At 71.9% G+C, this 11803-nt stretch carries 10 protein-coding genes; 1 reads left to right on the forward strand and 9 read right to left on the reverse strand.

Going from position 1 to position 11803, the window contains the following annotated elements:
* Positions 1 to 33: 33 nt before the first annotated feature.
* The 4 genes from AB0I98_RS08205 to cyc2 all read right to left on the reverse strand — a co-directional run bounded on the left by AB0I98_RS08205 (position 34) and on the right by cyc2 (position 5385).
* Positions 34 to 975, reverse strand: coding sequence for an aminoglycoside phosphotransferase family protein (locus tag AB0I98_RS08205; RefSeq protein ID WP_362937044.1), 942 nt, complete (start codon positions 973 to 975; stop codon positions 34 to 36).
* 46 nt (positions 976 to 1021) lie between these two features.
* Positions 1022 to 2149 carry an aminopeptidase P family protein gene (locus AB0I98_RS08210; RefSeq protein WP_362937047.1) on the reverse strand — a complete coding sequence of 376 codons (1128 nt, stop codon included), beginning with the start codon at positions 2147 to 2149 and terminating at the stop codon, positions 1022 to 1024.
* 238 nt (positions 2150 to 2387) lie between these two features.
* Positions 2388 to 2996: a PDZ domain-containing protein gene (locus AB0I98_RS08215; RefSeq protein ID WP_362937050.1), complete on the reverse strand. Its 609-nt coding sequence runs from the start codon at positions 2994 to 2996 to the stop codon at positions 2388 to 2390.
* Between the two features lie 232 nt (positions 2997 to 3228).
* Entirely contained in the window at positions 3229 to 5385 is a 2157-nt protein-coding gene (gene cyc2, locus AB0I98_RS08220; RefSeq protein ID WP_362937053.1) for a germacradienol/geosmin synthase Cyc2, read from the reverse strand.
* A 166-nt stretch (positions 5386 to 5551) separates the two neighbouring features.
* Here cyc2 and AB0I98_RS08225 point away from each other — a divergent pair, with 166 nt between their 5' ends.
* Complete coding sequence (locus tag AB0I98_RS08225) at positions 5552 to 6790, forward strand: endonuclease/exonuclease/phosphatase family protein (RefSeq protein WP_362937056.1); 1239 nt, start codon at positions 5552 to 5554, stop codon at positions 6788 to 6790.
* Between the two features lie 9 nt (positions 6791 to 6799).
* Here the strand turns inward: AB0I98_RS08225 and AB0I98_RS08230 are convergent, their stop codons facing one another.
* The 5 genes from AB0I98_RS08230 to AB0I98_RS08250 are packed head-to-tail and all read right to left on the reverse strand — an operon-like array spanning position 6800 to position 11784.
* On the reverse strand, positions 6800 to 7549 hold the full coding sequence (locus AB0I98_RS08230) for an ABC transporter ATP-binding protein (protein ID WP_362937059.1): 750 nt from the start codon (positions 7547 to 7549) through the stop codon (positions 6800 to 6802).
* A 9-nt stretch (positions 7550 to 7558) separates the two neighbouring features.
* Positions 7559 to 9163, reverse strand: coding sequence for a benzoylformate decarboxylase (gene mdlC / locus AB0I98_RS08235; RefSeq protein WP_362937062.1), 1605 nt, complete (start codon positions 9161 to 9163; stop codon positions 7559 to 7561).
* Between the two features lie 19 nt (positions 9164 to 9182).
* Entirely contained in the window at positions 9183 to 10019 is an 837-nt protein-coding gene (locus AB0I98_RS08240; RefSeq protein ID WP_362937065.1) for an ABC transporter permease, read from the reverse strand.
* Positions 10016 to 10816, reverse strand: coding sequence for an ABC transporter permease (locus AB0I98_RS08245; protein ID WP_362937068.1), 801 nt, complete (start codon positions 10814 to 10816; stop codon positions 10016 to 10018). The genes AB0I98_RS08240 and AB0I98_RS08245 overlap by 4 nt, the downstream gene beginning before the upstream one ends.
* Entirely contained in the window at positions 10813 to 11784 is a 972-nt protein-coding gene (locus tag AB0I98_RS08250; protein WP_362937070.1) for an ABC transporter substrate-binding protein, read from the reverse strand. The genes AB0I98_RS08245 and AB0I98_RS08250 overlap by 4 nt, the downstream gene beginning before the upstream one ends.
* Positions 11785 to 11803: the final 19 nt, after the last annotated feature.

Here is an 11803-nt window from a genome sequence, read left to right on the forward strand (position 1 = left end):
AACCCTTGAGCGTCGGCCAGGACCGGCCCCGCTCTATGACTCCTCGTCCCGCAACTCCGTCACCCGTTCCAGCAGGATCGCCTCCCAGGCCCGCTCCAGTTGCTCCCGCAGCAGGTGCAGGGGGCTGCCGCCCCGGCCTTCGAGGCGTTCGGCGAGGCGGATCAGGGTGTCGCAGCGGGCGAGCCAGAGGCCGCGCAGGCAGGGGCGGGCGCCGTAGCCGGCGAGGGTGGCGGCGCGGACGGCGGCGGGGGATCCGACGGCGAGCGCGAGGCCGGCGATGTCCTCGGCGGGGTCGCCGAGGACCGCGTCGGCCCAGCCGAGGACGCCGCGTACCCGGCCGTCGGCGCTGACCACGAGGTGCTCGCCGGTGAGTGCGTGGTGGACGAGGACCGCGGTGCCGGGCTGGGCGGCGAGCTGGACCGCTGCGGGTGCGGTGAGCTGGTGGAGGCGTACGGCGTCGAACTCGTCGGCGGCGGCGAGGCGCCCTGCGGCGTGTTCGGCGGACCGTCGCAGGGCCTCAAGGGAACGGGGTGCGGCGCGCGGGACGCCGAGGGTCTCGGCCTGCCGTACGGGCACCTCGCGCAGCCCGGTGAGCACCCCGGCCAGGTCGGCCTCCCCGACGGCGGACACGTCGTGCTCCTCGGCCGAGCCGCCGGGCACCTTGGTGTCCAGCGTGTAGGTCAGCCCGGGAGCCCACTCGCCGTGCGCCACGCTCGTCGGCACGGCGACCGGGAGGTGCGGGCGGACGAGGTCGCGCAGGCGCAGTTCGCGGCGCTGGCGGACGGTGGCGTCGCGGTCGGGGGCGAGACGCAGGACATGGCGGGTGCCGACCCACCAGGTGGCCTGCCCGCCGCCCTCCGCGACCGGCCGGACGTCCGGTCCTGCGGCGCTCTTCCCTGCGTAGGCGCCGTCCTTGAGCAGGGAACGGACCAGTCGGCGGACGGTGTCCGCGGTGGGTGTCGGTGCCTGGGTCATGGTCGCGCCGTCGCTCGAAGTCGTCGTGGGAGGCTCCTGATCTCGGTCAGTTCACTATGACCAGCTCTCGGGTGGTGTCGTTGAGGCGGCGGGCGCCGTCCTCGGTGACCGTGACGATGTCCTCGATGCGGACGCCGAAGCGGCCGGGCAGATAGACGCCGGGCTCGACGGAGAAGCACATGCCGGGTACGAGGGGCTGCTGCTCGCCCTCGATCATGTACGGCGGCTCGTGCGTGGTGACGCCGATGCCGTGTCCGGTGCGGTGGATGAAGTACTCGCCGTATCCGGCGTCGGCGATGACCGCGCGGGCGGCCCGGTCCACCTCCTGGCAGGCCACCCCGGGCCGTACGGCTCTGAAGCCCGCCTCCTGGGCCTCGCGGACGAGGTCGTGGACCCGGCGCTCCTCGTCGGTCGGTTCGCCGACGTGGACCGTGCGGGAGGTGTCGGAGCCGTAGCCGTCCTTCAGGCCGCCGAAGTCGAGGACGACCATGTCGCCGTGCTCGATGACCCTGTCGCCGACTTCGTGGTGCGGATTGGCCCCGTTCGGGCCGGAGGCGACGATGGTGAAGTCGACCTGGGAGTGCCCGAAGCGGCGCAGCAGATGGGCGAGGTCGGCGGCGACGTCGGACTCCTTGCGGTCGGCGAAGGGAACCTTCCGGATCTCCTCGAACGTTGCGTCTGCGGCCGCGCCGGCGGCCGCCAAGAGTCTCAGTTCCGCGGCGTCCTTGACGGCACGGAGCATCGGCAGGGCGTCGGTGAGGGAGGCGTAGGAGGTGCTGGGCAGCGCCTTCTGCAGGCCCAGCAGATGCATGGCCCAGGCGTTGTCGCTGATGCCGAACCGCCCGGTGGAGTCGAGGAGCGCGGCGGTGGCGGCGTAGGGGTCCTTGCCGTCGGTCCAGTCGCGCAGCGTCAGCGCGGGCGCGCCGGCCGCCTTGGCCGCGTCCGGGGCCTCCAGGGTGGGCACGACGAGTACGGGGTCGTGTCCGGGGGTGAGCACCAGCAGGGTGAGCCGTTCGGTGACCGCGGGGGGTGCGTAACCGGTCAGCCACACGAGGTCCGGCCCCGGAGCCACGAGCAGTCCGGCGAGCCCCGCGTCGGCGGCCGCCCGTGCCGCGCGCTCCATCCGGGCCCGGTAGTCGTCGGCGCCGAAGGGCGCGGGCGCGGTGCCGGTCATCCTGGCCTCCTGTGCGGCTGAAAGGACTACGGGCAGCATCCTGCCCGTATGCCGGGGGCCGCGCGAGCCGATTTGCCTGACTTTTCGACGCGCCGCCGACCTCCACCACCCCTAATGGGCGAGCGGGCCGCGCGTGTGCGTGACCGGTCGGCCGCGCTGCCGCAGCGGCGGACGGAGATCGCCGGGCTGGTCACCGGGCACGCGCACACGCCCGCCGCAGGGTGAGCAGGTGGCGGAGTCATGTGACGACGCCCGGAACCACCGTCAACTGCTGGTAGCCACCGCTCTCATGACGCACCGTCAAGGTGACCGCCGCTCCAGGTCGGGTATCGGCGACGGCTCGCGCGAGGTCGGCGGCCGAGTCGATCCGGGTCGTGTCGAAGGCGAGGAGTACGTCGCCCCTGACCAGGCCCGCCGTGTAGCCCGGGCCGGGGACATGGACGCCGACGACCAGCGCTCCGGACTTCTCGGCGTCCACGGCCTCCACGCCGAGCGTCGCACCCGCGGGCGCCGGTGACGGGGTGGGCGTGGCGGGCGGTGGGGTGGGTCCGGGGAGCGCCGAGGCGGACGGGTTCGCGGGGGCCGCGCCCTGGCCCGGTCGGCCCGAACTCCCGGCCTGGCCTTGCAGATCGGCCAGCTTGCTCATGCCGATCACGGTGGCGCCCACCGTCCCGAGGCCGACGCCGGACAGGACCAGGACCGTCCCGACGCACAGGCCGAACAGCAGGGTGGTGAGCCGTCGGCGACGCCGGCGGGCGGCGTGCGGGCGCCGGACAGGGCCGGGCGTGGGGTTGCCGCCGGGCTCCTGACCGGGCATCGGCTTGGGTCGCAACGCTGTCTGTTCCATGTCTCGCCTCCGGCTGAGAACTACCCGGAGCGCCGGCGCGCGACGAGCCACGAACGAGTGAGACTGACCCATGGTCAAGAACGGGAAGCCATAGAGACTCACGCCCATTGGGTCAGCGCGCCCGGCACCGCCGACGCGACACTCGGCGAGCTCCCGGAGTACGAACGGTGTCCGGGAGCTCGCCGAGGTGACCGCGGAGCGGGTGCGGGGCGTCGGCCGGTGGCCGCTGACGTCAGCCGACGGGCAGGGCCGGTGGGCGGTCCGGGAGGAAGCCGTGGGCGCGGCGGGCCAGCCAGTCGGCCTTGTAGCGGTCGACCTTCCGGTGCCAGTTCAGGATGCCCGCCATCCAGTTCTGCAGGTCGGTGACATAGCCCTGCATGATCGCGCGGGCCTCGTCGGAGAGATCGAAGTCCTCGTAGACGACGGGCAGTTCATGGGCGGCGACGTGCTGGAACTGCTGCATGCGCTGGGTCATCAGGTCATGGACGACGCCGACCGCAGCCGGGTAGTCGCAGCCGAAGAAGTTCTGGACGACAAGGACGGCGTTGTGGATCTCACCCTCGTACTCGATCTCCTTCTGGTAGGAGAACACGTCGTTCACCAGGCAGGCGTAGTCGACGGCCGCGTTCTCCAGGGAGCGGACGGGGCCGCTGCGGTACACCTCCGCGGGGACGGCGGGACCGTGACCCATCCGGCACAGGCTCATCGTGAGGTCGGCGCCGAAGGTGGCACGCCGCATCTCCAGGTAGTCGACCGGGTCCGGGACGCGGTTCTGGAGCTGGTTGGACAGCTCCCACACCCAGCTCTCGGTCATGACGTCCACCGTGGCCTTCACGGTGCGCCGTTGCTCGGCGGTCATCTCCGCCGTCGTGCGGGCCCACAGATCGATCAGTCCGCGTTCCATCGCGTTCGCGGGGGCGGGGACCTCCTCGCCGTCGACGGGCATGCAGGCGGACAGGCGTGCCGTGGTCAGGCGGGCGGCGGCCAGGTCGCGGCGGTGGCCGTAGACGAGCGGGTAGTAGTCGTCGCCGTAGGTCCCCCAGGCGAGCCACTGGGCGCTGAGGTCGAGGGCCTCGGGGGTGGCGTCGGGGTCGAGGCCCGCCGAGCACAGCGCGAGGTCGTAGGCGCGGAGTTTGTCCTCGTCCCAGACACCCTCCTGGAGGATGCCCATGCGCTGCGCCCAGCCGGTGAGGTGGTGGCGGGCGTCGTCGAGGTGCGGGCTGAGTTCCACCTGGAAGGGCATGTGGAAGTCGGGCAGCAGGGACGGGCCGACCTTCTGGAACGGCACATGGGTGTAGGCGCGCAGGCGCTCGGCGCCGGCCGTGGCGAGGAGCGCGCCGACGTCGGCGGCGGAGGTGCCGGGGCCGGTGAGTCCGTGCCAGGGCGAGGTGGTACGGGCGCGCTCGTTCATGTACCGGCTGGAGCGCATGTGCCATTCGTGGCCGCCGGACTGCCAGTCCTGAAGTCCCTTGGTGTACGCGGCGATCGCGGCGAGTTCCCCGGGTGCGAGCCCCTTCTCCAGGGCCAGTGCGGGCACTTCGGTGAGGGCGGTGTGCTCGAACTGGTGCAGCCGGGAGGTCAGGATGTCGTTGACCGTGTCGGCGGCCTCCTGGGTGGTGCAGCCGAAGAAGGTCTCCAGGACGAGTACGCCGTTGCTGAGTTCGCCCTCGTCCTCGACCTCCCGCTGATAGGAGAAGAGGTCGTTGCGCAGGTGCACCGCGTCGGAGAACGTCTCCATCAGGACCCTGAGCGGCCTCGACCCGGCGACGGCCGCGGGCACTTCGGCGGTCGCGTACTCCACGAGCCCCGACGACCAGGGGGCGCCGCCCACCTTGCGGCGCATCTCGATGTATTCGACGGGGTTGGCGATCCGCCCCTCGTTGATGTTGGACAGCTCCCACAGGGACTCGTTGAGCAGATGCTCGGTGGCGACCGAGAAGCGTTGGCGCCAGTCGGCGGACATGGCGGGCACCGTGCGTGCCCACAGGTCGGCGAGGCCGGCCTCGACCGGGTTCTGCGGCTCGGGCACCTCGGCGGACAGGTCCATCGGCATGAACAGCGGCAGCCGGTCCAGGTAGGCCTTGCCGCCGGCGCGGTCCTGGGTGCGCTTGAAGATCTCCAGGAAGTGGTCGTCGAAGAAGAAGACCCACACGTACCAGTCGGTGATGAGGGAGAGGGCGGGTCCGTCGCAGTCGGGATGGGTGTAGGCGCAGAGCAGGCCGTAGTCATGCGCGTCGAGGTCGGACTGTTCCCAGATCCCGGACCCCTCCAGCATGCCCATCTCGCGCGCCCACGCGGTCGAGTGGGCACGGGCCTCGTCGACGTGCGGGTTCAGCCGCGCGGGATACGGCATGTAGAAGTGCGGGAGTTCGAAGGGCTGCTGCGTCATGGCCGGGCCCTACCCACGCGTTTCGGGCGGCATCCGCGGCCCCGGACATGATCACACCATCGCGTGAATCGGCGGTGAATCCGGGAGTTCTCGACGGGACTTGTGGCGTTCATCTCTACGCGCGCAGACTACGGAAATTCATGTGCCTCTCCGTAAGGGAGTTCCGATGAACCAGCCCAGATCCCTCTCCCGCCGCACGACGCTCGCCGCACTCGCCGGGGCGGCGCTGGCCGGCACCTCGGCCGTGCCCGCGGCGGCATCGGACCGCCATGGTCGTACGGTGCGCTTCGCCACGTTCAACGCCTCCCTGAACCGCGGCACTCAGGGCGCGCTCGTGGCCGATCTGTCCACGCCGGACAACACCCAGGCGAAGAACGTCGCCGAGACGATCCAGCGGGTCGACCCGGATGTGCTGCTGATCAACGAGTTCGACTACGTCGAGTCCGGTGCGGCGGTCCGCCTCTTCCTGCGCAACTACCTCGCCATAGGCCAGAACGGCGCGAAGCCGGTCCGCTACGGGTACCACTTCACCGCCCCGGTGAACACGGGCGTGGCCTCGGGTCTGGACCTCGACGGGCGCAACGGCGCGGTGACGACGCCCGGTTCGGATGCGTACGGCCAGGACGCGTACGGATACGGCTGGTTCCCCGGGCAGTACGGCATGGCCGTGCTCTCCAAGTACCCGATCGACACCCGCGCGGTGCGCACCTTCCAGCGTTTCCTGTGGCGGGACATGCCCGGCAACATCATGCCGACCGACTACTACAGCGCCGAGGCGCAGGCGGTGCTGCGGCTCTCCTCCAAGAGCCACTGGGACGTGCCGGTGTGCGTCGGTCACGACACCGTGCACTTCCTGGTGTCGCACCCCACGCCGCCCACCTTCGACGGCCCCGAGGACCGCAACGGCCGGCGCAACCACGACGAGATCCGCCTGTGGGCCGACTACATCGGCGGGCGCCGGCGCGGCTCGTATCTGTACGACGACAAGGGCAGGCGTGGCGGTCTGCGGCCGGGGGCGCGCTTCGTGCTGGCCGGCGATCAGAACGCCGATCCGTACGACGGCGACAGCTACGACCACGCCATCCGCCTGCTCCTCGACCACCCGGCGGTCAATCTGCCCAAGGTGCCGCCCACGAGCAAGGGCGCGGTCGAGGCGGCGCGGCTGCAGGGGGGTGCCAACACCTCGCACACCGGCGATCCCGCGTACGACACGGCGGACTTCGGCGACACCGCTCCGGGCAATCTGCGCGTCGACTACGTCCTGCCGTCCAGGGGGCTGATACCCGCGTCGAACGGCGTGTTCTGGCCGACGTCCGACGACCCGCTGTACCGGCTGGTGGGCGGCGGGGCGAACGTGCCGACCTCCGATCACCGGCTGGTGTGGCAGGACGTGCGCGTCGTCTGACCGTCCCCGTCAGGCCCCCCGCACCGCCCGGCCCACCTCGGTCCGCAGCGCCACGAACTCGGGCAGTCCCCGGGTGGTGATCTGGTCCCGCTTGCCGGGGAGTTCGACCGGCAGGTCACGTACGACGCGGGAGCCGGGGCCCGGCGAGAGGACGACGACGCGATCGCCGACGTAGACGCTCTCGTCGATGTCGTGGGTGACGAAGACGATGGTGGTGCCGTCGGTGCGGTGGACCTCGAGGAGGAGGTCTTCGAGGTCCTCGCGGGTCTGGGCGTCGAGGGAGCCGAAGGGCTCGTCCATGAGGAGGAGCGAGGGGCGGCAGACCAGGGCGCGGGCGATGGCGACGCGCTGCTGCATTCCGCCGGAGAGCTGCCAGGGGTGGCGGCGGGCGGCGCCGTCGAGGCCGACGCGTTCCAGGATCCGCTCGGCCTCACCGCGCCGCTCGGCCCGGCCGAGGCCGCGGCGGCGCAGCGGGAGGGCGACGTTGTCGCGGACGGTGAGCCAGGGGAAGAGGGAGCGGCCGTAGTCCTGGAAGACGACGGCGAGTTGGTCTGGCACTCCGGTGACCGGTGTGCCGTCGATCGTGACCGTGCCCTCGCGGGCGGGGAGCAGGCCCGCGATGGTGCGCAGCAGGGTGGACTTGCCGCAGCCGGACGGGCCGACGACGCACAGGAGCTGGCCGTCGGGGACGGTGAGGGTGATGTCGTGCAGGACGGGGTGGTCGCCGTAGTGCTGGGCGACTTCGTCTAGGCGGAGCATCCGGAAGCGTCACCTGGCCCAGGGTTCGTAGAGCGCGCCCTCGGTGTCGGCGACGCGGAGGTGGAGGAGGTGCGGGCCCGCGTCGTCGCCCGCGTTCAGGGCGCGGTCGAGGGCGGCGGGGAGGTCGTCGGGGTGGGCGGCGTACGAGGCGGGGCAGCCGAAGGATGCAGCGAGGGCGGCGAAGTCGATGCCCTCGATGTTTGTGCCGGGGACGGGAGAGATGCCGATCCGGCGGCCGAGGGCGCGGACGGCGCCGTAGCCGCGGTTGTCGAGGACGAGGTAAGTGACCGGTGCGCCGAGGCTCGCGGCGGTCCACAGCGCCTGCACCGAGTACAGCGCGGAGCCGTCGCCGATCACGCACACCACCCGGCGCCGGTCGGCGAGGGCCCGGCCGACCGCGAGGGGCAGCCCCCAGCCGAGGGCCCCGCTGCCGGTGGTCAGGAAGCCGCCGGGGAGGTCGACGGGCACGCGCGCGTGGAGCGCGTCGCGGTGGCTGGGGGCCTCCTCCACGAGGACGCGGTCGCGGGGCACGCGCTCGCGCAGAAGGTCGAAGACCAGCTCCGGGGTGATGTCGGGCGTGGCCGGCACGGGTTCGGGTGCCGGGCGGGGCGGGGGCGGTGCGCGGTCGGGGTCCTTCAGGAGCGCGGTGAGGTGGGCGAGGGCCGGTTTGAGGGTGGTGACGAGGCTGGTGCCCAGCGGCAGCCAGGCCGCCTGCGCCGGGTCGCAGTCCAGGTGGAACAGCTCGGTGCCGGGCGGCAGGAGCGGGCCGTCGTCGGCGACGTGGTACGTGAACAGGGGTGCGCCGAGGGCCACGACCACGTCGTACGGTGCCAGGCGCGCGGCGAGTGCGCCCGCGACCGGGGGCAGGAAGCCCTGGAAGAGCGGGTGGGTCTCGGGGAAGCCCGAGCGGCCGGACAGCGGGCTGATCCACACCGCCGCCCTGGTGCGCTCGGCCAGCGCACGCGCCTCGGACGACGCCTCCTCGTCGTCCACGCCGGGGCCGATCACCAGCGCGGGCCGGGCGCACGCGTCGAGCCGGGCGGCCAGGTCGGCGAGCGCCGAGGGGGAGGCCATGAAACCGCCGTCCACGGTCCGCGGCGCCACGGGCTCGGCGGGCCGGTCCCAGTCGTCCTCCGGTACGGAGACGAAGACCGGCCCGCGCGGATGGGTCATCGCGATCCGGTGGGCCTCGGCGAGGACGGCGGGCACGTCGGCGGCGCGTTCCGGCTGGCGGGCGAACTTCACGTACGGGCGCGGGAACTCGGCTGGCTGGTCCGCGCCGAGAAACGGGCGCAGCTGGATCAGCGAGCGTGCCTGCTGGCCCGCGACGATCACCAGGGGGACGCGGTCGCGGTAGGCGTTGAAGACGGCGCCGAGGCCGTGGCCGACGCCGCCGGCGGAGTGGAGGGAGACGAAGGCGGCGTGCCGGGTGCCGAGAGCGTGTCCGGCGGCCATGGCGACGGCCGTGGACTCCTGGAGGCCGAGGACGTAGGTGAAGTCGTCGGGCCAGTCGCGGAGCATGCGCAGTTCCGTGGAGCCGGGGTTGCCGAAGACGGTGGTCATGCCGGTGTCGCGCAGCAGCCGCACGACGGCGTCGAGGACGGTTCCGCTCATACGGGCCTCCCCTGTGCGCTCATACGGGCCTCCCCTTGCCGATCAGCCGTTTCTCGACCGCCAGCAGGCCGGTGTTGAGCAGGTATCCGAGGGCGCCGAGCAGGACCAGCGCCGCCCATACGGTGAGCAGGTCGGAACGGGACTGGGCGTCGGTGAGCGTGAAGCCGATGCCGTTCGCGGTGCCCGGCAGCAGTTCCGAGAACACCATGAGGATGAGGGAGAGCGAAAGGCTCAGGCGCAGGCCCGCGAAGATACGCGGCAGCGCGGAGGGAAGGAGGAGGAAGCGGAGCCTTTCAACGGCGTTCAGCCGCAGGACCGCGGCGACGTCGAGGCGCAGCGGATCGGTGTTGCGGGCCCCCTCCGCGGTGTTGATCAGCACCGGCCAGACCGCGCTGAAGGCGATCGACGCGACCTGCATCTGCGTACCGAAGTCGAGGACGACGACGAAGACGGGAACGAGGGCGGGGGGCGGTATGGCCCGCGCGAACTGGAGCACCGGGTTGCACAGCGCGTACGTCCGGCGCGAGCGGCCCACCGCCACGCCGAGCGCGATGCCGGCGACGGCGGCGATCACGAACCCGGCGGCCATCCGGCCGAGGCTGGGGCCGATGTTGTCGACGGCCGCGTCGGTGAGGAACACCTGCCGGACCGGGCCGGAGAACCACAACTCGTAGGCGTGGTCGGCGATACGGCCCGGTGGCGGGAAGTACACGCTGTCATGCGCCCGGGCGGCCACCTCCCAGCAACCGACGGCGACGGCGAGCACGACCCACCGCAGCAGCACCCCGCCCACCGCGACCCGGCCGACCTGCCGTACGCCACCGCCCCGCACCGCCACCGCACCGTCCCGACTCACACGCCCCTCCCCCGATAGGCCGCCGCCCGCTCCCGCTGCTCCGGCGTCCAAGGGAACAACCGCCGCTCGCCCCAGACGAGGACGCCGTTGATGACGAGACCCAGCGCGCCCGCCCACACCACCCCCGCGAGCACGTCCCGGGTGCCCTCCGTCGACAGGCTCGCCTGGGCGATGAAGATGCCGAGGCCCTCGCCGAAGCCCGCGAGGATCTCCGTGGCGACGGCGAGGATGAGCGCGACGGCGGCCGAGATGCGGATGCCGGCGGCGATGAAGGGGGCCGTGCCGGGGAGTTCGACGCGCAGCAGGACGGCGAGCCGCCCGAAGCCGAAGGCGCGCAGGGTGTCCTTGGCGAGGGGGTCGGTCTCGCCGAGGCCGTAGATGGTGTTGAAGAGGATCGGCCACACGCACGCGTAGGTGATCAGCGCGACCTTGGTCTCGGTGCCGGAGCCAAGCAGCAGGGAGACCAGCGGGATCAGCGCGACGGACGGCAGCGGCCGGAGAAACTCCACGATCGCGCGTACGGCGGCGTCGACGAGGGGCACGCTGCCCAGCAGCAGACCCAGCGGGACCGCGATCGCGCACGCGAGGCCGAGCCCGAGCACCCAGGCGCGCAGGGTGGCCCCGATGCCGTCCAGGAAAACGCTGTCACCCGCCAACTCCAGGGCCCGCGAGAGGACTTCGGAGGCGGGTGGCAGATAGCTGCGGCGCACGATCCCGGCCCGGCTCACCGCCTCGCACACCCCGAAGGCGAGGAGCACGCCGAGGAGACCGAGCCCCAGTTCCTGACGCCGTTTCACTTCACCACGAGGGTGGCCGGGTCGATCGGCTTCTTCAGCATCTCCTGTTTCTTCATCAGGTCGGTGAGCCGGGAGATCTGCTCGGCGTCCACGGTGGGCGGAAAGGTGGGCAGGTCGATCTGCTCCGCCTGTCCCTCGGTCACCTTCGTGTACGTCGGCACGATCTCCCGTACCGCCGACGAGTCCTTCCCGGCGATCTCCGCGGCGGCCTTGAGGGCCCGTTGGAAGGCGGCGAGGGTCTCCTCGTTCTCGCCCGCGAACTGGCTCGAGGTGAGGTAACCGCTGAGCGGAATGTCCTCGACGGGCGCGGCCGCCCCGTCCACCACGACCCTGGCCTGCAACTCGTCCTGGATCACGCTGTCGAAGGGCTCGACCACGTGGACCGCGTCGACCTGCCCCTTCTCCAGAGCGGCGCCCATCTGCGGGAAGGCGACCTGCCGGTAGACGGGCTTGCCGACGCCCTCCTTCTCCAGGATCTCGTTCAGGGTCAGCGACTGAACGTTGTTGAGAACGTTTACGGCGAGTTTCCGCCCCTCGAGGTCGGCGACAGTCTTGATGTCCGAGTCCTTCGGCACCAGTACGTCCATCATGTGCGGCGCGGCACGGATCGACTCGGCGACGATCCGGATGTCGAGGGTGCCCTGCTCATGGGCCTGGAAGTAGGTGACGTAGTTGGCGCTCGCCACCATGTCGACCTGCCCCTTCGACAGCGCGGGCAGCGCCTGGAGGCTCTGCTGGATCTGCTGGATCCGCACGTCCAGGCCCTCCTTTTCGAAGAGCCCGCGGTCCCGCGCGATGTAGAGCGCGGCGCAGTCGATCAGCGGCAGTGCGGCCACCGTGACGGTTTTCTTACCGCCGGACGAGGAGTCGGAGCCCCCCTCGTCGCCGCATGCCGTGAGGGCGAGGGTCAGGGCGGCCAGGGTCGCCGCGAGCTTCCGCGGTCCCGCAGGTAAGTGACATGACGTCATGCGCGATGAGTATCAGGGA

The sequence above is a fragment of the Streptomyces sp. NPDC050211 genome (assembly GCF_040656035.1).
GTDB lineage: Bacteria > Actinomycetota > Actinomycetes > Streptomycetales > Streptomycetaceae > Streptomyces.

Coding starts and splice junctions, on each gene's coding strand:
- AB0I98_RS08205 (WP_362937044.1), bottom strand. CDS start 975: ATGACCCAGGCACCGACACCCACCGCGGACACCGTCCGCCGACTGGTC.
- AB0I98_RS08210 (WP_362937047.1), bottom strand. CDS start 2,149: ATGACCGGCACCGCGCCCGCGCCCTTCGGCGCCGACGACTACCGGGCC.
- AB0I98_RS08215 (WP_362937050.1), bottom strand. CDS start 2,996: ATGGAACAGACAGCGTTGCGACCCAAGCCGATGCCCGGTCAGGAGCCC.
- cyc2 (WP_362937053.1), bottom strand. CDS start 5,385: ATGACGCAGCAGCCCTTCGAACTCCCGCACTTCTACATGCCGTATCCC.
- AB0I98_RS08225 (WP_362937056.1), top strand. CDS start 5,552: ATGAACCAGCCCAGATCCCTCTCCCGCCGCACGACGCTCGCCGCACTC.
- AB0I98_RS08230 (WP_362937059.1), bottom strand. CDS start 7,549: ATGCTCCGCCTAGACGAAGTCGCCCAGCACTACGGCGACCACCCCGTC.
- mdlC (WP_362937062.1), bottom strand. CDS start 9,163: ATGAGCGGAACCGTCCTCGACGCCGTCGTGCGGCTGCTGCGCGACACC.
- AB0I98_RS08250 (WP_362937070.1), bottom strand. CDS start 11,784: ATGACGTCATGTCACTTACCTGCGGGACCGCGGAAGCTCGCGGCGACC.